General features: G+C 65.8%; 23 protein-coding genes. 5 read left to right on the top strand and 18 right to left on the bottom strand.

Features of this window, described 5'->3' with window-relative positions; genetic code table 11:
- Window positions 1-92: 92 nt before the first annotated feature.
- The 9 genes from flgJ to flgB form a co-directional block, all read right to left on the bottom strand.
- Window positions 93-1,100 (bottom strand): flagellar assembly peptidoglycan hydrolase FlgJ, encoded by a 1,008-nt coding sequence (gene flgJ, locus QFZ91_RS15610; protein ID WP_429567745.1) that lies wholly within the window; start codon window positions 1,098-1,100, stop codon window positions 93-95.
- A 12-nt stretch (window positions 1,101-1,112) separates the two neighbouring features.
- Entirely contained in the window at window positions 1,113-2,282 is a 1,170-nt protein-coding gene (locus QFZ91_RS15605; RefSeq protein WP_281375070.1) for a flagellar basal body P-ring protein FlgI, read from the bottom strand.
- Between the two features lie 2 nt (window positions 2,283-2,284).
- Entirely contained in the window at window positions 2,285-2,983 is a 699-nt protein-coding gene (gene flgH / locus QFZ91_RS15600; protein ID WP_429568653.1) for a flagellar basal body L-ring protein FlgH, read from the bottom strand.
- A gap of 29 nt (window positions 2,984-3,012) precedes the next feature.
- Complete coding sequence (gene flgG / locus QFZ91_RS15595) at window positions 3,013-3,801, bottom strand: flagellar basal-body rod protein FlgG (protein ID WP_176109990.1); 789 nt, start codon at window positions 3,799-3,801, stop codon at window positions 3,013-3,015.
- 54 nt (window positions 3,802-3,855) lie between these two features.
- Window positions 3,856-4,614 (bottom strand): flagellar basal-body rod protein FlgF, encoded by a 759-nt coding sequence (gene flgF / locus QFZ91_RS15590; protein ID WP_368588207.1) that lies wholly within the window; start codon window positions 4,612-4,614, stop codon window positions 3,856-3,858.
- Window positions 4,615-4,631: 17 nt separating this feature from the next.
- Entirely contained in the window at window positions 4,632-6,164 is a 1,533-nt protein-coding gene (locus tag QFZ91_RS15585; protein ID WP_429567744.1) for a flagellar hook-basal body complex protein, read from the bottom strand.
- A gap of 43 nt (window positions 6,165-6,207) precedes the next feature.
- Window positions 6,208-6,918, bottom strand: a complete 711-nt coding sequence (locus QFZ91_RS15580; protein ID WP_429567743.1) for a flagellar hook assembly protein FlgD — start codon at window positions 6,916-6,918, stop codon at window positions 6,208-6,210.
- Window positions 6,919-6,928: 10 nt separating this feature from the next.
- Entirely contained in the window at window positions 6,929-7,354 is a 426-nt protein-coding gene (gene flgC, locus QFZ91_RS15575) for a flagellar basal body rod protein FlgC (protein ID WP_013090881.1), read from the bottom strand.
- Between the two features lie 127 nt (window positions 7,355-7,481).
- Window positions 7,482-7,982: a flagellar basal body rod protein FlgB gene (gene flgB / locus QFZ91_RS15570; RefSeq protein ID WP_368598766.1), complete on the bottom strand. Its 501-nt coding sequence runs from the start codon at window positions 7,980-7,982 to the stop codon at window positions 7,482-7,484.
- A 218-nt stretch (window positions 7,983-8,200) separates the two neighbouring features.
- On the opposite strand from flgB, the gene flgA reads away from it, so the two are divergent.
- From flgA to QFZ91_RS15545, 5 genes are all read left to right on the top strand, one after another.
- Window positions 8,201-9,688: a flagellar basal body P-ring formation chaperone FlgA gene (gene flgA, locus QFZ91_RS15565; protein WP_429567742.1), complete on the top strand. Its 1,488-nt coding sequence runs from the start codon at window positions 8,201-8,203 to the stop codon at window positions 9,686-9,688.
- A gap of 127 nt (window positions 9,689-9,815) precedes the next feature.
- The gene (gene flgM, locus QFZ91_RS15560) at window positions 9,816-10,175 is read left to right on the top strand and encodes a flagellar biosynthesis anti-sigma factor FlgM (RefSeq protein ID WP_429567741.1); all 360 of its coding nucleotides are present in this window, start codon (window positions 9,816-9,818) and stop codon (window positions 10,173-10,175) included.
- 94 nt (window positions 10,176-10,269) lie between these two features.
- Window positions 10,270-10,716 carry a flagella synthesis protein FlgN gene (locus QFZ91_RS15555; RefSeq protein WP_429567740.1) on the top strand — a complete coding sequence of 149 codons (447 nt, stop codon included), beginning with the start codon at window positions 10,270-10,272 and terminating at the stop codon, window positions 10,714-10,716.
- A gap of 289 nt (window positions 10,717-11,005) precedes the next feature.
- Window positions 11,006-11,188 (top strand): type II toxin-antitoxin system HicA family toxin, encoded by a 183-nt coding sequence (locus tag QFZ91_RS15550; RefSeq protein ID WP_013090886.1) that lies wholly within the window; start codon window positions 11,006-11,008, stop codon window positions 11,186-11,188.
- On the top strand, window positions 11,185-11,595 hold the full coding sequence (locus QFZ91_RS15545; RefSeq protein ID WP_176380056.1) for a type II toxin-antitoxin system HicB family antitoxin: 411 nt from the start codon (window positions 11,185-11,187) through the stop codon (window positions 11,593-11,595). The genes QFZ91_RS15550 and QFZ91_RS15545 overlap by 4 nt, the downstream gene beginning before the upstream one ends.
- 94 nt (window positions 11,596-11,689) lie before the next feature.
- Here QFZ91_RS15545 and QFZ91_RS15540 read toward each other — a convergent pair whose 3' ends face one another.
- The 9 genes from QFZ91_RS15540 to cheY all read right to left on the bottom strand — a co-directional run bounded on the left by QFZ91_RS15540 (window position 11,690) and on the right by cheY (window position 22,342).
- On the bottom strand, window positions 11,690-12,424 hold the full coding sequence (locus tag QFZ91_RS15540) for an RNA polymerase sigma factor FliA (RefSeq protein ID WP_013090888.1): 735 nt from the start codon (window positions 12,422-12,424) through the stop codon (window positions 11,690-11,692).
- Between the two features lie 30 nt (window positions 12,425-12,454).
- Window positions 12,455-13,324, bottom strand: a complete 870-nt coding sequence (locus tag QFZ91_RS15535; RefSeq protein ID WP_429567739.1) for a MinD/ParA family ATP-binding protein — start codon at window positions 13,322-13,324, stop codon at window positions 12,455-12,457.
- Complete coding sequence (gene flhF, locus QFZ91_RS15530) at window positions 13,317-15,263, bottom strand: flagellar biosynthesis protein FlhF (protein ID WP_429567738.1); 1,947 nt, start codon at window positions 15,261-15,263, stop codon at window positions 13,317-13,319. The genes QFZ91_RS15535 and flhF overlap by 8 nt, the downstream gene beginning before the upstream one ends.
- 249 nt (window positions 15,264-15,512) lie before the next feature.
- Window positions 15,513-17,615 (bottom strand): flagellar biosynthesis protein FlhA, encoded by a 2,103-nt coding sequence (flhA, locus tag QFZ91_RS15525; protein WP_429567737.1) that lies wholly within the window; start codon window positions 17,613-17,615, stop codon window positions 15,513-15,515.
- Window positions 17,612-18,847, bottom strand: a complete 1,236-nt coding sequence (gene flhB / locus QFZ91_RS15520; protein WP_429567736.1) for a flagellar biosynthesis protein FlhB — start codon at window positions 18,845-18,847, stop codon at window positions 17,612-17,614. Before flhB ends, flhA begins: the two co-directional genes overlap by 4 nt.
- Before the next feature lie 175 nt (window positions 18,848-19,022).
- The gene (locus QFZ91_RS15515; protein ID WP_429567735.1) at window positions 19,023-20,339 is read right to left on the bottom strand and encodes a DUF3443 domain-containing protein; all 1,317 of its coding nucleotides are present in this window, start codon (window positions 20,337-20,339) and stop codon (window positions 19,023-19,025) included.
- 14 nt (window positions 20,340-20,353) lie between these two features.
- Window positions 20,354-20,899, bottom strand: a complete 546-nt coding sequence (locus tag QFZ91_RS15510) for a DUF2844 domain-containing protein (protein ID WP_429483987.1) — start codon at window positions 20,897-20,899, stop codon at window positions 20,354-20,356.
- 335 nt (window positions 20,900-21,234) lie between these two features.
- Window positions 21,235-21,945, bottom strand: a complete 711-nt coding sequence (gene cheZ / locus QFZ91_RS15505; RefSeq protein WP_176109974.1) for a protein phosphatase CheZ — start codon at window positions 21,943-21,945, stop codon at window positions 21,235-21,237.
- Between the two features lies 1 nt (window position 21,946).
- Entirely contained in the window at window positions 21,947-22,342 is a 396-nt protein-coding gene (cheY, locus tag QFZ91_RS15500) for a chemotaxis response regulator CheY (RefSeq protein ID WP_018418782.1), read from the bottom strand.
- Window positions 22,343-22,359: the final 17 nt, after the last annotated feature.

Below are 22,359 nucleotides of genomic sequence, written 5' to 3'. Positions count from 1 at the left end.
ATCGAGCCAAAATTTAGGGGCTCAATTTAAATATTCGCCGGAAAACCTCGCGCAAACGTTAAAAGCGTATCCGCCCCATTTCCTGCGTTCGATCAGCCCATTTTCTGCATGATCGACAGCAGCTTTTTCGCGTAATGCGGGTCGGTCGCATAACCGGCGCGCTGCATGCCGTTCGCAAAACCGTTTACGTCGCGCGACGAATTGATCACCTGTGCGTACCGCGGATTGTTCTTCAACAGGCTCGCGTAATCGGTCATCGCTTCGTCGTACGAGTCGTACGCGCGGAATTTCTCGACCGTGCGATGCGGCTTGCCGTTCACGTATTCGGTCGTGACCGTCGACACGGTCTTGCCGGTCCAGTCGTTGCCCGCCTTGATGCCGAACACGTTGTGGCTGGTCGAGCCGTCGGCCTTCTTGATCTCGCTCTTGCCCCAGCCCGATTCGAGCGCGGCCTGACCGATGATGAAGCGCGCCGGAATGCCGGTCGCCGCGCTCGCGGCCTGCGCCGGCGCGGCGAGCTTGTCGACGAACGCATCGACCTTCGGCGAGCTGCCGTCGCCGCGCGTCGGCGGCGTCAGCGCGCTATTGGCCGAGTAGCCGCGGCCCAGCGCGAGCTGGCCGTTGGCCTGGGCGTTGCCGTAGGCGCGCGCGAGCGCGTTGAGCGCGGCGCTCTGGCCTTCGTCGCCGCCGCCGCTGCCGCCGCCGAGCGCGTTGGCCATGCCGGCGAGACCGCCAGCCGCGCCCGCGCCGTCCGCGCCACCCACCTGCATGCCCTGGTTGCGCATCAACTGCTTGAGCATCGCGTCGGCGACGCCGATGCCTCGCTTCGACAGCTGTTGCGCCATCTGCTGGTCCATCATCGACGTGAAGGTCGCCGTGTCGTGGGAATCGAACGGACTGTCCTGCGGCGTCGCATCGCGCATGCTCTTCAACATCATCTGCGTGAACACGGCGTCGAACTGCTGCGCGGCCATCTTCATGCCGGCTTGCGGCGAGGCCTTCGCCTGCGCGCTCAGTGCGCCGAAGCCTTGGACGTCGAGCGCAAACCGGCTGGTCAGGTCGCTGGCGGAGCTGACGCCATTGGTCGGATCGGAATTCATCTCGTGTGCTCCTTAGATGATTTCAAGGTCGGCGCGCAAGGCACCGGCTGCTTTCATGGCTTGCAGGATCGACATCAGATCCGCGGGCGTCGCGCCGAGCGCGTTGAGCGCCTTCACCACTTCGGCGAGGTTCGCTCCGGCATTCACGAGTTTCAGCGCGCCGTTGTCCTGCTTCATCTGGATCTGCGACTGCTGCGCGACCACGGTGCGGCCGTTCGAGAACGCGCCCGGCTGGCTCACCACCGGCTGCGTATTGATCACGACCGACAGATTGCCGTGCGCGACCGCGCAGCTCTGCAGCGTGACCATCTGGTTCATCACGATCGAGCCGGTGCGTGCGTTCAGGATCACCTTCGCGGCCGCTTGCCCGGGGCGCACTTCGAGGTTCTGCAATTGCGCCATGAACGAGACCTGCTGCTGCGGATCGGCCGGCGCGCGCAGCTGGATCGTGCGGCCATCGAGCGCGGTCGCGGTGCCGCTGCCGAACGCGTTGTCGATCGCCGCGACGACGCGCTGTGTGGTGTCGTAGTCCATGTCGTTCAGGTCGAGCTGCATCATGCCCGCCTGCGACACCGCGGTCGGCACCGCGCGCTCGACGATCGCGCCGCCGGTGACGCGCCCCGCGGCCAGCTGGTTGACCTGCACCTTGCTGCCGTTCGCGCTCGCGCCCGCGCCGCCCACGGCGACGTTGCCCTGGCCGAGCGCATACACCTGGCCGTCGGCGCCCTTGAGCGGCGTGAGCAGCAGCGTGCCGCCGCGCAGGCTCTTCGCATTGCCGAGCGACGACACGGTGATGTCGATCGCTTCGCCCGGCCGCGCGAACGGCGGCAGCACCGCGGTCACCATCACGGCGGCGACGTTCTTCAGCTGGATGTTCGACAGCGACGATTGCGAGTTGCTCGAGCCCGCCGCCTGGTTGTTGATCGAGATGCCGAGGTTCGCGAGCATGTTCGCGAGCGTCTGCGTCGTGAACGGCGTCTGCGTGGTCTGGTCGCCGGTGCCGTCGAGGCCGACCACGAGGCCGTAGCCGATCAGCGGGTTGTCGCGCACGCCCTGGATCTGCGCGAGGTCCTTCAGGCGCTCGGCATGCGCGGGCGTCGCGGCCGGCAGCGCCGCGCAGGCGAGCGCGACGAACATCAGTGCGCGCCCCGCGCGCGACAGCGTGTTGAAAACAGTACCCATGGTCACCACGGCGCCACGTTGAGGAAGAACCGCTGCAGCCAGCCCATGGTCTCCGCTTCGTTGATGTAGCCCTTCGCGGAGTATTCGATTTTCGCGTCGGCGACCTGGGTCGAGTACACGGCATTCAGGCTGGAAATCGTGTTGGGATTGACGACACCCGAGAAGCGCACGAACTCGTTGCCCTGATTGATCAGCATCTGCTTCTCACCGCTCACGATCAGGTTGCCGTTTGCCTGCACGCCGGTCACGGTCACGGTGATCGTGCCGTTGAAGGTATTCGACGCATTCGCGCCGCCGGTGCCGGCAAAGCCGTTGGCGCCGGTCGCGCTCAGGTTGGTCTTGGCGAACAGTCCGCCGAGGAAGCCCGCGGTCGGCACGTTGAAGTTCGTGCTGCCATTGCGACTCGCATTCGCGCCCGAGTTCTTGGTCGCGTTGATGTTCTCGGCGATCACGATCGTGATGATGTCGCCCACGTTGCGCGGCCGCTGATCTTCGAAGAGCGGACGGCCCGCGAAGCCCGGGTTGTAGATCGAGCCCGGCGCCTGCGCCTGCGGCGGCACCGGCGGCAGCGCGGTCATCGGCTGCTGGATGATCGGTTGCTTCGGCACGAGCGCGCAGCCGCCGAGCGCGGCGAGCAGCGTGAGCTGCACGAGCGCCACGGCCGTGCGCGAATGAACCGGAGTGCGAGTGGAATGCGACATCATCGTTTACCGCCTTAAATTTCCAGTCCTCAAACCGGCATCTGGCTCAAGGTCTGCAGCATCTGGTCGGAGGTCGTCACGGCCTTGCTGTTGATTTCGTACGCGCGCTGCGTCTGGATCATGTTCACCAGCTCCTGCACGACGTTCACGTTCGACGCTTCCACGTAACCCTGGTTGAGCGTGCCCGCGCCGTTCAGACCCGGTTGCGCCACGTTCGGCGCGCCCGACGAAGCCGTCTCCGCGAACAGGTTCTCGCCCTTCGAGTCGAGGCCGGCCGGGTTGATGAAGGTCGCGAGCTGCATCGTGCCGAGCTGCTGCGTATTGCTCGAGCCGGCCACGGTGATCGACACCGCGCCGTCGCTGCCGATCGTCAGCGAGGTCGCATTGCTCGGGATCGTAATCGCCGGAATTACCTGGTAGCCGCTCGACGTGACGAGCTGACCCTGCGCATTCGTCTGGAACGAACCGTCGCGCGTGTAGGCAGTCTGGCCGTCGGGCATCTGCACCTGGAAAAAGCCCGCGCCGTTGATCGCGACGTCCTTCGAGTTGCCGGTCTGCTGCAGGTTGCCCTGCGTGTACAGACGCTCGGTCGCGACCTGTTGCACGCCGGTGCCGAGCTGGATGCCGGACGGCAGCTCGGTTTGCTGCGTCGAGTTCGCGCCCGGCTGGCGGATGGTCTGGTACAGCAGATCCTCGAACACCGCGCGCGAGCCCTTGAAGCCGTTGGTGCTGACGTTCGCGAGGTTGTTCGAGATCACGTCCATCTGCGCCTGTTGCGCATTCATGCCGGTGGCGGCGATATAGAGTGAGCGGTTCACTTATGGTTCTCCTGGTCTCGGGGCGAGCCTCGTAGGGCGCCCCGTGGCAATCCGTTAACTGAAGCTGAGAATCTGGTTGGCGGACTGATCGTTCTTGTCGGCGTTTTGCAGCAACTGCGTCTGCATCTGGAACTGGCGCGCGTTGGTGATCATCGAGACCATCGCGCTGACCGGATTCACGTTGCTGCCTTCGAGCGACGCCGGCGCGAGCATCACGGTCGGATCGGCGTCGGCGGGGTTGCCGTCGGCGGTGCGAAACAGTCCGTCATCGCCGCGCGTGATCGACTGCGGATCGGGATTGACGAGCTTCAGCTGATCGATGGTGACGACCGCGGTGGGCGGATCGCCGGGCGTCAATGCCGACACCGTGCCATCCTTGCCGATCGTGATCTGCGCGCCCGGCGGCACCGATACCGGCCCGCCATTGCCGAGCACGACCTGATTGGTCGCGTTCACGAGCTGGCCGTTTTCGTCGATGTGCAGATTGCCCGCACGCGTGTAGGCCTCGTTGCCGTCGGCGGTCTGCACCGACAGCCAGCCGGCCCCCTGAATCGCGACGTCGAGCGGATTGCCGGTCTGCTGGATCGGCCCCGGCGTGAAGTCGGCGCCCGGTGTCGACGACAGCACGAAGGTGCGGGTCGTGTTGTCGTCGATCGTGCTGCCGTCGCCGAACGACATCGGCACGGCGCGGTAGGTTTCGAGCTGCGCGCGAAAGCCCGTGGTCGACGCGTTCGCGAGGTTGTTCGCGACGATCGCCTGCTGTTCGAGCGCTTGCGCGCTGCCCGACATCGCGGTGTAGATCAGCCGATCCATGAAGAGGTCCCGTTGGCTTACAGGTTGATCAGGGTCTGGTCGACGGCCTGCTGGGTCTTGATCGTCTGCGCGTTCGCCTGATAGTTGCGCTGCGCGGTGATCAGGTTGACCAGCTCGCTCGTCAGATCGACGTTCGAGTTCTCGACCGCGCCGCCTTGCAGCACGCCGTGATTGGTCGAGCCCGGCGTCGAGATCTGCGCGACGCCGGAGGCCGACGTCTGGCCGTACTCGTTGTTGCCGAGGTTGACGAGACCGTTCTGATTCGCGAAGTTCGCGAGCACGATCTGGCCGAGCGCCGCGGTCTGGCCGTTCGAGTAGTTGCCGGTCAGCGTGCCGTCGGAGCCGACCGTGAAGCTGGTCAGCTGGCCGGCCGCGTAGCCGTCGGTCGCGAGTTTGTTCACGCCGTCCTTGCTGCCGTACTGCGTGGTGGCGCCGAGGTTCAGCGTGATGTTCTGCGGCGTGCCCGAACCGTCGGTGGTCGGGATCGACAAGCTGAACCCGCCGAGCGTCGTGGTCGCGGTGAACGTAGGCGGGTTGGCGATCGGGGTGTTGACCTGACTCGTGCTGACCAGCGTGCCCGACGAGTTGAAGTTCGCCGTGCCGATCAGCGTCGCGGTGCCGGTCGCCGGGCCCGCGTACACGTTCCACGTGCCCGAGCCGGTCTTCGCGAAGTACATGTTGACCGTCTGCGAGCCGCCGAGGGAATCGTAGGCGGTCGTGCTCGTCGAGTAGTTGTAGGTCGTCGAGCTGTTCTGGTTGAACGCGGTCGGATTCGGCGCGACCGTGTAGCTGTCGTTGGTCGCCGGCGTGCCGCTGAAGGTGATGCTCTCGCCGTTGCCGAGCGTGATCGCAGTGCCGGCCGTGTAGGTCTGCGCCGCCGAGGCCGGGCCGCCGTTTACCGAGACCGTGTAGGTGGTCGGGCTCGTGAAGTTGATCGTGTAGTTGTCGGTGTTGCTGCCCGCGGCCGCGTTGGTGATCGTCGCGCCGGTCGTGGTCAGCGTGCCGGTGTTGGCGCCGCCGGCCTTGACGGTCGGCGCGCCGAGCATGATGTCGTCCTGCGCGTTCAGGTTCAGGCCCGCGGTGATCGAGGTGGTCGCCTGCGGCGCGATGTTCGCGGTCGGCACGGTCAGCGGCACGGTCTGCGCGGTGTTGATGATGCCCGAGCTATTGGCCGCGTAGCCCATCAGCTGCAAGCCCTGCGCGTTCGTGATGAAGCCGTTCTTGTCGAGCTGGAACACGCCGTTGCGCGAATACACCAGCGTGCCGTTGTCCGACAGCTGGTAGAAGCCGTTACCGTTGATCGCGACGTTCAGCGCCTGATTCGTTGTCGTGATCGTGCCTTGCGAGAACTGCTGCTGCACTTCGGAGAGTTTCGTACCGATGCCGATCTGCTGGCTCGTCGCGGTCGCGACCGAATTGGCGTACATGTCGGCGAATTCCGCGGTGCCGCTCTTGAAGCCGACGGTGTTGGCGTTGGCGATGTTGTTGCCGATCACGTCGAGATCGCTCGACGACGCCGACAGCCCGCTCAAACCTGTTTGGTAACTCATGACGTACTCCGTATCTGGAAAGTCGTAACTGGATGGATCCGGACTACAGGATCGCGGCGACGCTGGTCAGGCCGACCGTCGTGCCGTTCGACAGCACGAGGCCCGGCGTGCCGCTGCTCTGCTGGACGATGCTTTGGACCGTCGCGCTGGTGAGCGTGGTGGCCGTCGCCTGCTGGCCGTTGATCGTGCCGGTCGCGGTAATCGTGTAGGTGCCGTCGGGCAGCGTGTTGCCTGCCGAGTCGGTCGGCGTCCAGCCAACCGGAATCGTGCCGGCGGACTGCTTGCCGAGATCCAGCGTGTTGACGATCGTGCCGGCCGAGTTCTTCACGACGATCTGCAGGTCGCTGACGGCATTCGCGAGCGTGACGCCGAACTCGTTCGCCTTGCCGCTCGACACCGTGACCGAGTTGCCCGGTGCGAGCACGGTCGAGCCGATCAGCAGCGCGGACTGCGCCTGCTGGCTGGCCGACAGCTGCGTCGACAGCGAGGTCAGCGACGTATTGAGGTTGCTGATGCCCTGCACCGTGCTGATCTGGGCAAGCTGCGAGGTCATCTGCGAGCTGTCCATCGGATTGGTCGGGTCCTGGTTCTTCAGCTGCGCGACGAGCAGTTGCAGGAAGGTGTTCTGCAGGTCCGAGGCCGAAGTGCCCGAGGTGCCGCTCGTCGAGCTCGTGCTGCTCGTGCCGTTCATCGTGTCGAGCAGCGTCTGCGAAACGGTCGTGCCGTTGCTGCCGATCGTGGTGTTGGTGGTCAAGACTCTCTCCTCAGGTTCCGATCGTGAGCGTTTTCAGCATCAGGGTTTTGGCCGTGTTCAGCGTTTCGACGTTGGCCTGGTACGAGCGCGAGGCCGAGATCATGTTGACCATCTCCTGCACCGGGTCGACGTTGGGCAGCGTCACGTAGCCGTTCGCGTCGGCGGCCGGATTGCCGGGGTCGTACGCGGTCTTCATCGGCGAGGGATCGTCGACCACGCCGGTCACCCGCACGCCGCCGACCTGCTGGCCGGAGCGCGTGCGCGCGCCGCCGATCGGGTTCACCGCGAATATGACCTGCTTGGCCTTGTACGGCTGGCCGTCGGGGCCCGTCGTACTGTCCGCGTTGGCGAGGTTCGACGCCGTCACGTTGAGCCGCTCCGACTGCGCCGACATCGCGGAACCCGCGACACCAAAAATATTCATCAGGGATGGCATGTTTCCTGACCTCTCCTGCCGGTTCGCACCGGCTTCACGTTAAGTCCCGTAGCGTTTCTGTTGTGCGTGCATGCTGCCTGTGTTCAGCCGCTATGCGCCCTGCTCGCGCGGCGTACTCGTGCCCGGCTTACGACGAGCCCGACGTGATCGCCGACAGCATCGTCTTGATCTGGCTCGACACGACCGTCATACCCGACTGGAAGTGCACCGTGTTGTCGGCGAACTGCACACGCTCGACGTCTACGTCGACCGTGTTGCCGTCGAGCGCCGGTTGCAGCGGCATGCGGTATTGCAGGTTGCCGTAGTCGTCCGGGCTGCCGCCCGTCGCGCTCAGCCTGGCCTTGCCGCTCATGTGGCCGGCCTCGGTCGTGTTCATCGACATGCCGCTCGTCACGCCGGCGGGCTGCGCCATCGCGAGCGTCGAGTTGTTCGATGCGCCCTGCCCGGCGGTGCTGCCGCCCGTCTTCTTCAGCGCGCCGGCGAGCGACGACGCGAAGTCGATATCGCGCGCCTTATAGCCGGGCGTGTCGGCGTTCGCGATATTCGACGACAACAGTTCCTGCCGGTACGCGCGCACATCCATCGCCTGCCGGCCGAACGCGAATTCGGCATCGAGTTTGTCCAGCATCGGAATCTCCCGAGAACGTTTCCAAGGCCGTTCCGTGTGCGCATCGTGAAAGATACGCGGCGGGGGCGAAGGCCTTTTTGCATGTGATGCATCTTATGGGTCGGGCGCAAGCGGCAATCGGACGAATAACCGGGAAAGGGGGCTTCTATTCAACGTTTGCGCGAAAGGGGTGCTCACTAGAATGCAAGGCGTACCGATGCATTCGATGGAGACCCGCGATGGACCAGCCCACCAACCCCTTGCCGCAGCGTGCGGGCGGCACGACGAGGCGTCTCGTGGGTGGCGGCGGGGCCGATGAACGTGTCGAGGGTTCGGAGGGCGTGCTCGCGCAACCGCTGCCGCGCTCTATCTCGCGGTGCGTGGCGCGTTGCCTGACCCGGGTGGTGATCAACGTCGCCGTATGGGTTGCGGGCGGCATCGTGTTGCTGCCGGCTGCGACCAAGGCGCAGGATGCGAGCGGCCCGATCGTGATTCCAGGGCCCGCCGAGAAAAACCCCGCCGCGCTGAACGATCTTGCCCAGCGGATTCAGACGCCGGCGCAGCGCAGCGCGTCGGCGGCGTCGCTCGCGGCGGCGACCGCGCAGTCGCTCGGCCGCGCATCCGTGTCGCGCGACACCGATACCTTCGGGCGTGCGGCGAGCGCAAGCGGCGCGATCGTCATTCCGGGCGCGGGCGAGCCCGCAGCCGCCGCGCCGGCCATCATTCGCACCAACTTCAAACCGGACGCCAACGGCGTCGTCACGATTCCGCCGGCGGCCAGCACGGGAGCATCGGGGGTCGCGCGCGTCAACGTCGAAGCGGGCCCGGCCGCCGGCGCCGCGAATTCGCCCGCGGTCGCCGCCAATGCATCGCAAAGCGATGGCTTCGACAGTCTCGCGGCTCGTGGCGAGCCGCCCGAGTTCGGCGCGAATGGCAAGCCGCTCGCGGCGGCTGCCGCGCAGCCGCCGCGTCTGCCCAGTGTGAAAGTGCCCGCGACGTCGCCCGGCGCGCGCCAACCAGTTGCCAACACCGCCACCGCCATCGCACAGAGAACGCCGCAGACCGCTGCCGCCGCGACGCCCGCCCAACCCGCGCCGCTGCCAGGCCAGCAGGACCCGGAAGCGATTCACGCAGCCGCGCTCGCGTTCCTGAAACAGCAGGCCGTCGGCCTGCCCGGCAAGGCGGACATCACGGTCGCGTCCGCGTTTCCGCGCGGCCTCGCCGCGTGCACGTCGCTCGAACCGTTCATGCCGAGCGGCGGGCGCTTGTGGGGGCGGCTCACCGTCGGCGTGCGCTGCGCGGGCGAGCGCCCGTGGACCATTTATCTGCAGGCGCGCATCTCGCTGCATGCAACCTACTACCTCGCCGCCCGCGCGATGGCGCCGGGCGAAGTGCTCACGGCCGCCGACCTCGTCGCGCGCGAAGGAGACCTGACCGGCCTGCCGCAGGCGATCGTCACCGACCCGTCGCAGGCGGTCGGTTCGGTCTCGCTGGTGCGGATTTCGGGCGGCATGCCGCTGCGCCGCGACATGCTGAAGAGCGCGTCGTCGGTGGTGTTCGGCCAGACCGTGCGGGTCGTCGCGGCCGGCGACGGGTTCTCGATTTCGTCCGAGGGCAGCGCGATGAACAACGCGTCACCGGGCCAGCAGGTGCGTGTGAAGACCGCAAACGGCCAGATCATCTCCGGCATCGTCAAGGACGGCGGCACGGTCGAGATCCAGATGTGAGCGGAATGACAAACGGATATTGAAAGGGGCAGATGGCCGCCTGCCGGCGGGCCGGCGTCGAACGATTGCGCTAAAGTTTTGATCAGCAGTTGCCGTTATCAGGATCAAATCGTCAGGGAAGCCAATCGTGAAAGTCGATCCCACCACCTCTTCGAATCTGCCGTCGTTGAAAGACGCTTTGTCCCGTTCGCAGCAGAGCGGCGAAGCCACGCCGGCAACCAGCGCCACGCAGGGCGCGACGGGCACGGCCGCGTCGGCCCCGAGCAGCGCGTCGGGCGACACGAGCGTCAGCCTGTCGGGTCTGTCGCAGCATCTGCGCAGCCTCGCGGCCTCCGGCACGGCCGACATCGACATCGCGCACGTCGAGTCGATCAAGCAGGCGATCAAGGACGGCACGCTGCAGATCGACTCCGGCAAGATCGCCGACGGCGTACTGCAGACGGCGCGCGATCTGTTGCGGAACAAAACCTCGTCGACCGGCCACTGATCGGCATTGCGCCGCGCGGTGACCTGCCGGGCGGCGTTCGACCAACGCGGTTCGCGCGTCGTTCGCGAGCCGGTGTGCGTAGCGAGTTGTTGACATGAAAGACGCCCTGGTTGCTACCCTGATCGAAGAATATTCGACCGTCGAGGCATTCGCCTCGATCCTCAGTCTCGAAACCAAAGCACTGACGGCGGTCTCGCCAATGGAGCAGTTGCCAGCGATCGTCGAGAAGAAAACCGAACTCATCGGCGTGCTCGCGAGGCTCGAAGCCGCGCGTGACGCACATCTGACCGAACTCGGCTTTCCGACCGGCTGGTCCGGCATGGAACTCGCGGCGAGCACCGACGCGCGCGTCGCGACGCAATGGAAGCTGCTGCAGAAAGCCGCGGATCGCGCTCGGCGCGTCAACACCAACAACGGCGAGCTGATCCGCGTGCGGATGGACTACAACCAGCGCGCGCTAAAAGCGCTGCAAGTCAACGTGCCGCGCAAGACGAATCTGTATGGGCCCGACGGAAGAATTCCGGCTTATTCGGGACTTTGATCGGCCCGCCTGTCCGGGCCGCAATCGAGCAATATCCGAAATGAATGAAAGGGCCCGTCGACGACGGGCCTTTTCATTTTTCGCCACCGCTTTTTCATCCACCTTCCTCCGCATTCCTGGCCGCGTTAGCCGTTCGGCTAGCTGGTGCTAATCCACCTCATCACGTTGAAATGATGACTTCGTTCAAGGTTTCACCGGCGCCGCGACTTCGACAGGGCCGCGTATCCACAGGCGAAATCTTGTTGCTGCTTTAAGTGTGTATGCGTGTGTATAATGGAGGGTGTGATGTATGAACAGTGCCGAGGTCGTCAAATTGATTCAAGCAAATGGCTGGCAGCTCGTCCGCATAGCGGGCAGTCACCATCATTTCAGGCACGCAGGAAAACGGGGGCTCGTCACCGTCCCCCATCCGAAAAAAGATTTGCCGGCCGGCACCCTGAACAGCATTCTGAAACAGGCGGGGCTCAAATGAAGCATCTGATCTTTCCGATCGCCATCGAACCCGGAGACAACACGCACGCATTCGGCGTCGTGGTACCCGATATCCCGGGCTGCTACTCCGCGGGCGACACGCTCGAAGAAGCGTATGCGAACGCGAAGGAAGCAATCGAATCGCATCTCGAAACCTTGCTCGACGAAGGGTTGCCGCTGCCCGAGCCGCTCACGCTCGGCGAGCATCGGCGCAATCCCGAGTTCGAGGGGTTCACATGGGGTTTCGTGACAACGCGCAATATTCCGGCGTTGAAGAAGGCGGTTCGCATCAATATCTCGCTGCCTGAGGTGCTGGTGCAGGAAATCGACGCGTATGCACAGGCGCGCGGCATGTCGCGCTCGGCGTTTCTCGCGCTCGCCGCCGAGCATGAGATGGCGGACGCTTGAGCAACGGCAGGCGGCACCGGCGTGCATCGGCATCGCCGCACCGCCGCATGTGAACGGCAGCGCCTGAAGATCGGCGGCCTGCCCCGCGCTGGCGTCAGTTCGTTTCGGCGTTCGCCCAGGCCATTTCGCGCAGCCGGGCGCGCAGGCGTGCCACCGCCTGGCTGTGCAACTGGCATACGCGCGATTCGCTGACTTCCATCACCGCGCCGATCTCGCGCAGATTCATGCCGCGCTCGTAGTAGAGCGACATCAGCAGCTTCTCACGCTCCGGCAAGCGGTCGATCGCTTCGATGAGCGCCGAGCGCAAGCTGTCGTCGAGCAGCGCCGACAGCGGATCGGAATGATCGACGCAGTAGCGGTCCAGAAAAGGTTCGTCGTCGGCGGAGCGGTCGAAGTCTTCGTAGTAGATCAGTTGGCTGCCGTGCAGGTCCTGCAGCATCGACTGATATTCGTCGAGCGGCATCTGCAGGTGCTCGGCGACCTCCGCCTCGCTCGCCGAGCGGCCCAGATTCTGCTCCACCTTGTGCACCGCGGTTTCCACTTCGCGGGAGGTGCGGCGCAGGCTGCGCGGCAACCAGTCGTTGCTGCGCAGCTCGTCGAGCATCGCGCCGCGAATCCGCTGGCTGGCATAGGTCTCGAACTGCGCGCCCTGGTCTTCCTTGTAGCGGCCGGCGGCGTCCAGCAAGCCGATCATGCCGGCCTGGATCAGGTCGTCGAGATCGACGCTCGCCGGCATTTTCGCGACGAGCTGCAAACCGAGTCGACGCACGAGCGGTGCGTACTTCGTCAGAACGTCGGCCTGAGAAATCTTTCCCTGAGCGTTGTACATCGTGCTCCCCTTATCCTTCGTGCACGCCTTTTAAGCGTGATGCGCGGACGGTTGGTCGGCGTGGTGCGCCGCTGTAACTGTCGCAGGCGCCCGCCAGGGCGTTTGCGACGACATCGCTGGCCGCATCGGCCAGTACTGCAATTCGGCGGCGAGATGGCGGAAGTCGCGCGCGGCCGGTGTCGACGGAAACGCGTCGACCACACATCGCGACAGCTCCAGCGCCCGTGCCATGCGCACGTCGGCCGCGATGCAGCCGGCGCATTCCAACGCGACGGTCAGGTAACGGCTGGCCACGCTGGCGAGCTTCGCGAACGCGGCTTGCGCGTCGTTGGCGCGTTGCACGTGATTGGCGAGCACGCGCAACTGCGCGATCGCGTGCGCGTAGTGCAACCGCTTGATGCACGCATACGCGTCGGTGATCGCCTCGCCCGACATGCGCGCGACGATCATCACGTCGTGCGCCTGCTTCCCGAGCGGCGACAGATGCCCTTCGACGTCGAGCTGCGCGTCGATCAGCACGATGTCGGCCGAGCCGCCGAGCAGCACGCTGAGCTCGGCCTCCGTGTGCCCCTCGCGGTTGTTGCGCGACGCGGCCAGCACCGAAAAACCGAGCGCGTGACGCGCGGCAGCGAAGTCGACCGGGGTGTCGCCGCGCATCACCGCCGCGAAGTTGCCGGCGCCGCGCAAGCCGCCAAGCATCGCGCTCACCGAGTTCTCACCGACGCATTCGTCGATCACCAGCACGTCCTTGCCCTGCTGCGCGAGCGCCGCGGCGAGGTTGACCGCCGCGGTCGTATTGCCGACGCCCGACGATGCACCCGCCAACGCGATCACGCGCGCACCGCCGCGCGCGAGCAGCCGCCGTAACCCTTCGGCTTGATCTGAACCGAACTTATCCAAAGCGAACCTCGTGCAGCTCGGCCGTCGAACGTGCGGAAAGCGAGGACAGCAAAGCGGGGATGTCGTCGTCGTGCGGCACGAACGGCGAGTTGTCGCGCGGAATGCAGAAGGTGCTCTTGATCAGGAATTTCTTCGTCGCGACGTACAGGTTCTCCGGCACCTTCTGTCCGGTCGATACGTAATGCACCGGCAGCTTGTAGCGGATCACCGTATCCAGCACGCCGCCGAGGTTGGTCGCTTCGTCGAGCTTGGTCAGGATGCAGCCGGCGAGCGGCTGCTGGTCCGGCGCGCGGTGATAGGCCTGCACGACTTCGTTCAACGTGTCGCCGTGGCTCGTCGCGTTGAGCAGCAACAGACGCTGCACCGGCTGGCCGGCGCGGCTCAGCATCGCGATCTGCTCCGACACGAGGCGGTCGCGCTGGCTCATGCCGATCGTGTCGATCAGCACGATGTGCTTGTTGCGCAATTCCGAGAGCGCGAGTTGCAGATCGGCGCTGTCCTTCACCGCGTGCACCGAAACACCGAGAATCTTGCCGAAGATGCGCAGCTGTTCATGACCGCCGATGCGGTAGCTGTCGGTCGTCAGCAGCGCTACCTTGCTCGCGCCGAAGCGCATCACGCAGCGCGCGGCGAGCTTCGCGGTGGTCGTCGTCTTGCCGACGCCGGTCGGCCCCATCAGCGCGAACACGCCGCCGCGCTCCATCAGCGCGTCTTCGTTCTCCATCACCGGGAGGTTCGATTCGAGCACCGAGCGCACCCAGTCCATGCCGCCGTCCATCGTGTCGACGGCTTCGGGCATGTTGTCGACCAGCATCTGCACGAGCTGCGCGGAAAAGCCCGCGGCGAACAGGTGCTTGGTGAGTGCGGCGCGTGCCGGACTGCGGCGCTGTCGATCGCCCCACAGCAGACCCGCGAATTGCTCTTCCATCATGTCGCGGATCGACGACAGCTCGTTCATCACGGTGTCCCTGACGACCTGCTCCATGCGCCCCTTGATCGCTTCGGCGACGGCGGCCGGCGTGCGGCCCTCGTCGCTGGAGGACGCCGGCGCGATCTTCTGCGCGCTGCGGCGCGCGGCGACTTCGGCGGCTTCGCGCGCCCAGTCGGGCGTGTCGATCACCGGCCGCGCGTCGACCGCGTTGCCGAGGCCTTTGGCGGTCGCGACGGCGGGTGTCATGGCGGCGGGACGCGCGCTGTATTGGCCGTCTTGTTGTTGCTGCTGCTCGGCCGCGATGCGGCGCGCGTGATCGATGAGCCACGGATTCGATTCGGCCATCGTGCGCGGCGCGGCGGCCTCGCTCGATGCGACGGCCGGCGGTACCGGCACGCCGGCGGCTTTCAGCAGATCCGCGCGGATGTCTTTCGACAGGCGCGCGGATGCGGCGCGGGCGCTCGCGCCGGAAGGCGCGGCGGAAGCGGGCTGGCTTGCGACGGGCGCGGCGCCTGTCGCGATGGCCGCGGACGCGCCGCTCGCAGCCAGCATCGCCGGACCAACTTGCGAACCGGCCCGCAACGAGGCCGGCGCTGCTTCACTCGCGGACTGCATGTCGACCGCCTGGCCGACCGCAGAATCGAGCGCCGTCTTGTTCGGCGAGCCGGCCACCGAATCCGCGGCCGCATTCGCCGGCACGATCGCCGGCATCGCTTCGGCACCCGCTTCCGGGCTCGCGCCGAACACCGACGAAAACACGTCCGGCATGGCGCTCGCATATGGATTCATCGGCGCTGTGGACAAGCCGCGCGGCCCCGCCGTCGATGCCGCGCCTTCGCGCGCTTTCGGCGTGATGGCGGCGAGATCGCTATCCGCGAGCGCGACGATTTCGACGCTGCCGTCGTCCATCGTGCGATTCGACAGCACGACCGCATCGGGGCCAAGTGCTTCGCGAACGAGACGCAGCGCATCGCGACTGGTAGCACCGACAAATTTACGAATGTTCAAGCTGGACCCCCGATGAGGTATACGGACTGAAGGACCGGCAATACACCGCTTCCCATTGCGATCAATTATTGCGAAACGCGTCGGGCCACGATCGATGGATAAAGACCGTTAAAGGCGGGCAATTCGCGCGATGGACACACGGCGGACGCATCGTTCGACGAGCGCTGAAAGGCGCGTGCAAACGAAAACCGGCGCCCCATTGGAGCGCCGGTTTTCGTCGTATCGACAGTCACGAGCGAGCGGCCTGCGTCAGCCCTGTGCGCCGATCAGGTTCACCACCTTGACGTTGCGGGTATCGGGCACTTCCGCATACGACAGCACCTTCAGCTGCGGCAGGCTGCGGCGCAGGAAGCGCGCGAGCATGGGCCGCAACGCGTGCTGCACGAGCAGCACCGGTGCGAGGCCGAGATTCTGCTGACGCATCATCGCCTTCTGCGTTTCGGTGAGCAGCGTGTTCGCGAGACCCGGTTCGAGACCCGGGTTCGGTCCGGTCGAGAGCGCCTGCGACAGCACCCGTTCGAGGTTCGCGTCGAGGCCCATCACCTGCATGTCGGCGGTGCCGGGGAACCACTGCTGTGTGATCGCGCGACCCAGCGCGAGGCGCACCGCGGCGGTCAGGTCGTGCGGGTCGGTGATCTTGGTCGCGTGCTCGGCGAGCGCTTCGAGGATCGTGCGCATGTCGCGGATCGGCACGCCTTCTTCGAGCAGGTTCTGCAACACCTTTTGCAGCGTGGTGAGCGGCAGCATCTTCGGCACCAGATCGTCGACCAGCGACGCCGTGTCCTTCTGCATCCGCTCGACCAGCGACTGCACCTCGCGGCGGCCGAGCAGCTCCGACGCGTGCGTGACGACGAGGTGATTCAGGTGCGTCGCGACCACCGTGCTCGAATCGACGACCGTGTAGCCGTATACCTGCGCCTGCTCGCGCAGGTTCGTATCGATCCAGATCGCGGGCAGGCCGAACGCCGGGTCCTGGGTCGGCGTGCCCGGCAGCGCGGCCGATACCTGGCCCGGGTTGATCGCGAGCCACTGGCCCGGGTACGCCTCGCCCGAACCGACCTCGACGCCCTTCAACGCGATCCGATAACCGTTTGGCCGCAATTCGAGGTTGTCGCGGATATGAATGACCGGCGGCAAGAAGCCGATTTCCTGCGCGAACTTCTTGCGTATGCTCTTGATGCGCTTGAGCAGCTCGCCGTCCGAGTTCTTGTCGACGAGCGGAATCAGCCGGTAGCCGACTTCGAGGCCGAGCGTGTCGATCATCGTCACGTCGTCCCAGCTCGCCTCGGCGTTTTCGACCGGCGCGAGCGCGGCCGGCGCGACGTCGACGAGCGCCGGCGCGTTCTTGCGCTCCTCGTTGCGCTTCTTCATCGTGCGGCCGAGCTGGATCAGGCCGCCGCCCAGGATCAGGAAAGCGAAGTGCGGCATGCCCGGGATCAGGCCCATCAGCACGAGAATGCAGCCCGTGATCATCAGCACGCGCGGGTTCGTGAAGAGCTGCCCGGTCAGCTGCGTGCCGATGTCCTCGTTGGTCGCGACGCGCGACACGATCACGCCGGCCGCCGTCGAAATCACCAGCGACGGAATCTGCGCGACGAGGCCGTCGCCGATCGTCAGCAGCGTGTAGTTCTTGCCCGCCGCGGCAAAGCTCATGTCGTGCTGGACCATCCCGACGATCAGCCCGCCGATGATGTTGATCACCATGACCAGCAGACCGGCGATCGCATCGCCGCGCACGAACTTGCTCGCACCGTCCATCGAGCCGTAGAACTCGGCTTCCTGCGAGATTTCCGTGCGACGCTTGCGCGCCTGCTCTTCGTTGATGAGGCCGGCGTTCAGATCGGCGTCGATCGCCATCTGCTTGCCGGGCATCGCGTCGAGCGTGAAGCGCGCGGACACTTCGGCGATCCGCCCCGCGCCCTTCGTGATCACCATGAAGTTGATCACCATCAGGATCACGAACACGACGATACCGACCGCGAAGTTGCCGCCCACGAGGAAGTGGCCGAACGACTCGATCACCTGGCCGGCCGCATCGGGACCGGTATGGCCCTCGAGCAGCACGATCCGCGTCGAGGCGACGTTCAGCGACAGCCGCAGCAACGTCGAGAACAGCAGCACGCTCGGGAACGCTGCGAAGTCGAGCGGCTTCATCGTGTACATGCTGACGAGCAGCACCATCACCGACAGCGCGATGTTGAACGTGAACAGCAGATCAAGCAGGAACGGCGGCAACGGCAGAATCATCATGCCGAGGATCATGCAGATCAGCACCGGCCCGGCGAGGGCGCGCAGGTTGGTGCTGCTCAGCGCATCCGGCCGTCGGGCGAGGAAACCAGCGCGAGCGTTCATGCGGAGGCTCCGTTGTTGTCGCCGCTAGTGGCGTCGTTGGCGTTGTCGGCGGTCGGGTTCAGCGTGTCGGCGGCTTCTTCGGCGGCGTCCTGGTCTGACACGGCGCCCTTGTCGAGTTCCGGCGGCACGTCGAGTTCGGTCGGCGCGAGCGGCACGTCGCCGCCCTCGGCCTTGAAGCGGCGCAGCTGATAGACCCACGCGAGCACTTCGGCGACCGCGCCATAGAGCGGCCCCGGAATCTCGCGATTCAGATCGACGTTGTGATACAGCGCCCGTGCGAGCGGCGGCGCTTCGAGCAGCGGCACGTTGTTTTCGGTGGCGATCTCGCGAATCCGCGCGGCCACGAGGTTCACGCCCTTGGCGACCACCTTCGGCGCGCGCATCTCGCCGTCCGTGTATTGCAGCGCGACCGCGAAGTGCGTCGGGTTCGTCACGACCACGTCGGCCTTCGGCACTTGCGCCATCATGCGGCGCCGCGCGATCGCGCGCTGCTGCTGGCGAATCTTGCCCTTGATGTGCGGATCGCCTTCGCTCTCGCGATGCTCGCGCTTCACTTCTTCCTTCGTCATGCGCAGCTTCTTGTGGAACGACCACAGCTGATACGGCACGTCGAGCGCGGCCACCGCGAACATCCCGGCCACCGTCATGCCGCAGCACACCGCGATCAGATGCATGGAGTTGGCGAGCGCGACTTCGAGCGGCTGCGTCGCGAGCGCGAGAAATTCCTCGTGGCGATTCCAGATCGCCGTGCCGCCGATCAGGCCCACGACCAGCGTCTTCGCGAGCGACATGCCGAGCTGGATCGGTCCGTTGATCGAAAACATGCGGCCGAAGCCCTCGATCGGGTTCAGCCGGTTGAACTTGGGCTCGAGCCCCTTCGCCGACAGCTGCCAGCCGCCCAGCGCCATCGGTGCGAGCAGCGCGGCCAGTCCGGTGACGCCGAGGACCGGCACGAGCGCGTACAGCCCTTCGCGACCCGCAGTGCCCGCGCCGATCAGCATGCGGTTGGTGTCGAACACGCTCGCGTGGTTGAACATCAGCGACGTACGCACCATGTTCTGCAGATGGTCGCCGATGTTGCCGGACATGCCCCATACACCGTAGAACCCGGCCGCGAGCAGCGCGAAGGTCGACAGCTCCCGAGAACGCACGATCTGCCCCTCCTCGCGCGCCTTCTGCAGGCGCCGAGGGGTGGCTGATTCGGTTTTTTCGAGGTCGCTGTCCTCTGCCACAAAGCTCTCCAGTCGGCCGAGGCACGGCGCCTCTTTCCAGTGAGAGCGATTATTCCTGCTCGACGCAAGCGCCGATCGGCGGATAAAGAAGGAGAAACCGGGGTATTTCGACAGATGACCGGACGGCTCGCGCGTGTTTCACGCGCGCCGTCCGGCATTGGATAGACGTGCGGCTTCAGTAGCCGACGAACGGGGAGGGACCGCCGCTCGCGGTCTGATCGAGGTGGTAGTAGACGTGGCGGCCGTAGAAGAACGGCAGACCGAGGTCGAAGCTGGCGTTGCCGCTGATCTGACCGGCGAGGTTGTTGAACGCGAAGTTGCTGCCGTTCGCGAACAGCGTCTGCGCACTCAGAATGCCGATGCTCGCGACCGCCGATACCTTGTTCAATCCCACCAGCGTGACCGTGCGGGTTTGCGCCGACGACGGGCAATAGAAGCCCGGGAACTGGCTGCCGCACAGCGTGATCGAGCCATCGGTGAAAAAATAGCCGTTCGAGCCGGAATCGAGGAACGCCTGGACCGTCGTGCCGTTGAAGCTGCTGTTGTCGAGATCGCCGAATGGGCCGGTCGTGAAGACCTGCGCGGCCGCAAGCGGGTTGTTCCCCTGCGTGCCGATGCCGAACACCAGCGTGCCGGTCGCCGACGCCTGCCCGAAGTTAGACACGGGTGCCATCTGTACGATCACGCCGTTGTTGTCGAGCGGGAAGTTCGCGACCGGGTTGGCCACCTGTTGGTTGAGCGGCACCGCGGTGCGCGTGCACGACATGCCGTTCGGGCAGGCGAAGTAGTTGCTGTAGGTCGCCGCGGTCGCCGGGTTCGCACAGGTCGCGCCGCAATCGGTCAGCGCGGTGCCGACGCCGAGAATGCCGTTGGCGCCCAGATCGCTGACCGTGTTTTGGGGCGAACCGCTGCCGCAGCCGCTCGTGGGTACCGTGCTCGTGGGCTTGTCGCCGATGATCTGCAGCGGGATGGCGCCGGTCGTCGTTTCGCCGCCGATCGTCACGAGCGCAGTGCGCACCGAGCCCCACGTGAAGCCGTCCGCGAACGTCGCGCACTCGGCGAGCTGCGGGCCGCCGCTGCCGAGTGTGCTGTTTGGCAGCGCGCCCAGCAGCGTCGAATTGAGCACCGAGCTGACCACGCGCAAGCCGAACGAGCCGGTGTCGAGCTGGATGTTGTTGATGGTCTGGCAGTTGGTGGTCGAGCCCGGCGCGCAGATCGTCACGCTGACGGTCGGAATGTTGATGACGCCGGCCACGCCCCGGCCGACCGTGATCGGCACCGTGTTCGACGCGTTCGCGGCAATCGGCTGCTGGGTCGGGCTGGGCGGCAGCGAACCGCCGTTCAGTCCGTTCGACGTGCCGCCGCCATTGTTGGAGCCGGAGGTGTCATCGCTGCCGCCTCCACCGCAGGCAACGAGCGTCGCCGCCAGCAGCACGGCAAGCATCGCCTGCATCCAGCCTTTCAGATTCGCGGTCGTGAGCATGATTCGCATCGTCGTCCTCGCCGTTACTGGATGTCGGAACCGCTGACGCCGGCCGGCAGCGCTGACGGGAGCCACGCGACGCCGCTGAACGCGCCCATGTGGCCGCCCGAATGCACCACGATGTTGCCGTCGTTCACGGCGACCGGCCCCCGCGCGTTGCCGCGCGCGGCTCGCGCGGCCTTCACGCCGGCCACGTACTGCGGGAAATAACTGCCGAGCAGATCAGTGAGATCGGGCATTTGCGGACCACGCCACGCAATGCCGAATACCGCGCCGCTCGTGCTCAGATATTCGCGCACCACGGTGCCGTTGCCGAACGTGGTCTCGCGTACCGTGTAGGAAGCGGGTGTGGAAGAGGTGGAAGATGCCCCGCTCGCTTGAGAACGCATCACACTTTGCGATGATCCGCTGGCGGGCTGCACCACGCGGGACGACACCGACGCGTCGGACGGGGGGGTAAGCGGCGCGCTGCCCAGCGCCGCATGGGCTGATTGCGCGGCCGTCAGGGCCAGTAACGAACATGGCAACACGAGCGCCGTGACTCCGGCGCGACCAATACGACTCCACATGAGAAGCTCCTTCCGGGCCGCGGCACGCTTCGCCGGTTACACGAAGCGGCCGCTTATAGGCAGATGATACGGCGCCACCGCGGCCGCAATGCCGAGGGATCTCCTCGCCACGCGACTGCCCGGCGTTGCGCGGGCCGGGTGCCGTACCGCTTTGACCTCGTAGTATGCCTGCGGATTCTTACAGCCGGCGCAAGGTGCGCCCGCACGTGCGACTTACCGACTACTACTAGCAGGAAATCGTAAGGAAGATGGGGAGTCGGTGCCGATTGACCGCGTGTTTGGCGTAAATCCCGGAGAAAGCACCAGCCCGGCGCCTGCCGGGCCGAATCGTTTACTCAGAAACCGAGGCTCGCGAGCAGATCGTCGACCTGCGATTGATCCTGGACCACGTCCGTCTTGCCTTCCGGATTGATCTGCGGACCGTTGAGCAGATGCTCGGGGCTGCCCGTCGACGACACCTCGGCCTTCAGAGCCGCCGCGTGCGCCGCGAACTGCTCGCGCCGTTCGAGCGCGATGTTCTCGACCAGCACGCCGAGCAGCTGCTGCTCGATCAGATAGACGACCTCGGTGATCTTCTTGATCACCTGGCCAGTCAGATCCTGGAAGTCCTGCGCGAGCATGATCTCCATCAGCTGCGAGTTGGTCGCGCTGGTCGAGTCGGGCACGCCGCGCAGGAAGGTGCGCGTGTCGTTCATCAGCGCGCGCACTTCCTCGCGTTCGATCGGCGCCGCGTACCACTGCTCCCAGCGCGCGTCGAGCGTGCATGCATCTTTCTGCAACTGCTCCTGGATCGGCTTCGCAATGTCGATCGCCGACAGCACGCGCTCGGCGGCCTGCTCGGTCATGTTGGCGATGTACTTCAGCCGGTCGCGCGCGTCGGGCACGGCTTCGGCCGCGCGCTCGACGTGCTTGTCGAGCCCGAGTTCGCGCATCGAATCGCGCAACGTGCGCGTCAGTTGACCGATGCGAGCAAGGATGCGGTCCGACGCGAAGTCGCCGCTATCGCTGCCCGCTTCGGCGCCAGGCGTTTGGGTCGGCGGCGTCACGTCAGCTCCCGGCTTTCGCCATCTTCTCGAGGATCTTGTTGAGCTTCTCGTCGAGCGTCGCGGCCGTGAACGGCTTGACGACGTAACCGCTCGCGCCGGCCTGCGCCGCCGCGATGATGTTTTCCTTCTTCGACTCGGCCGTCACCATCAGCACCGGGAGATGGGCGAGGCTCGCGTCGGCGCGAATTTCCTTCAGCATCGCGAGGCCGTCGAGGTTCGGCATGTTCCAGTCCGAGATCACGAACTCGTAGCTGCCGCTGCGCAGACGCGCGAGACCGGCCGCGCCGTCTTCCGCCTCGTCGACGTTCGAGTAGCCCAGTTCCTTCAGCAGGTTGCGGACGATCCGGCGCATCGTCGGAAAATCGTCAACCACCAGAATCTTCATTCCCTTGTCCATTTCTTTCCCTTTGCTTG

The organism is Paraburkholderia sp. JPY419, assembly GCF_050435705.1.
Taxonomy (GTDB): domain Bacteria; phylum Pseudomonadota; class Gammaproteobacteria; order Burkholderiales; family Burkholderiaceae; genus Paraburkholderia; species Paraburkholderia youngii.
Note: the sequence above shows the minus strand (reverse complement) of the source record. Positions and strands in the feature narration are given on the sequence as shown.

Bases quoted from the DNA above. Each gene is read 5' to 3' on its own strand.
- QFZ91_RS15605 (WP_281375070.1), bottom strand. From the start codon at position 2,282: ATGGGTACTGTTTTCAACACGCTGTCGCGCGCGGGGCGCGCACTGATG.
- QFZ91_RS15515 (WP_429567735.1), bottom strand. From the start codon at position 20,339: ATGCGAATCATGCTCACGACCGCGAATCTGAAAGGCTGGATGCAGGCG.
- flgF (WP_368588207.1), bottom strand. From the start codon at position 4,614: ATGGATCGGCTGATCTACACCGCGATGTCGGGCAGCGCGCAAGCGCTC.
- QFZ91_RS15585 (WP_429567744.1), bottom strand. From the start codon at position 6,164: ATGAGTTACCAAACAGGTTTGAGCGGGCTGTCGGCGTCGTCGAGCGAT.
- QFZ91_RS15545 (WP_176380056.1), top strand. From the start codon at position 11,185: ATGAAGCATCTGATCTTTCCGATCGCCATCGAACCCGGAGACAACACG.
- QFZ91_RS15555 (WP_429567740.1), top strand. From the start codon at position 10,270: ATGAAAGACGCCCTGGTTGCTACCCTGATCGAAGAATATTCGACCGTC.
- QFZ91_RS15550 (WP_013090886.1), top strand. From the start codon at position 11,006: ATGAACAGTGCCGAGGTCGTCAAATTGATTCAAGCAAATGGCTGGCAG.
- flgJ (WP_429567745.1), bottom strand. From the start codon at position 1,100: ATGAATTCCGATCCGACCAATGGCGTCAGCTCCGCCAGCGACCTGACC.
- flgA (WP_429567742.1), top strand. From the start codon at position 8,201: ATGGACCAGCCCACCAACCCCTTGCCGCAGCGTGCGGGCGGCACGACG.
- QFZ91_RS15540 (WP_013090888.1), bottom strand. From the start codon at position 12,424: ATGTACAACGCTCAGGGAAAGATTTCTCAGGCCGACGTTCTGACGAAG.
- QFZ91_RS15510 (WP_429483987.1), bottom strand. From the start codon at position 20,899: ATGTGGAGTCGTATTGGTCGCGCCGGAGTCACGGCGCTCGTGTTGCCA.
- flhA (WP_429567737.1), bottom strand. From the start codon at position 17,615: ATGAACGCTCGCGCTGGTTTCCTCGCCCGACGGCCGGATGCGCTGAGC.
- flgH (WP_429568653.1), bottom strand. From the start codon at position 2,983: ATGTCGCATTCCACTCGCACTCCGGTTCATTCGCGCACGGCCGTGGCG.
- flgC (WP_013090881.1), bottom strand. From the start codon at position 7,354: ATGCCATCCCTGATGAATATTTTTGGTGTCGCGGGTTCCGCGATGTCG.
- cheY (WP_018418782.1), bottom strand. From the start codon at position 22,342: ATGGACAAGGGAATGAAGATTCTGGTGGTTGACGATTTTCCGACGATG.
- flgB (WP_368598766.1), bottom strand. From the start codon at position 7,982: ATGCTGGACAAACTCGATGCCGAATTCGCGTTCGGCCGGCAGGCGATG.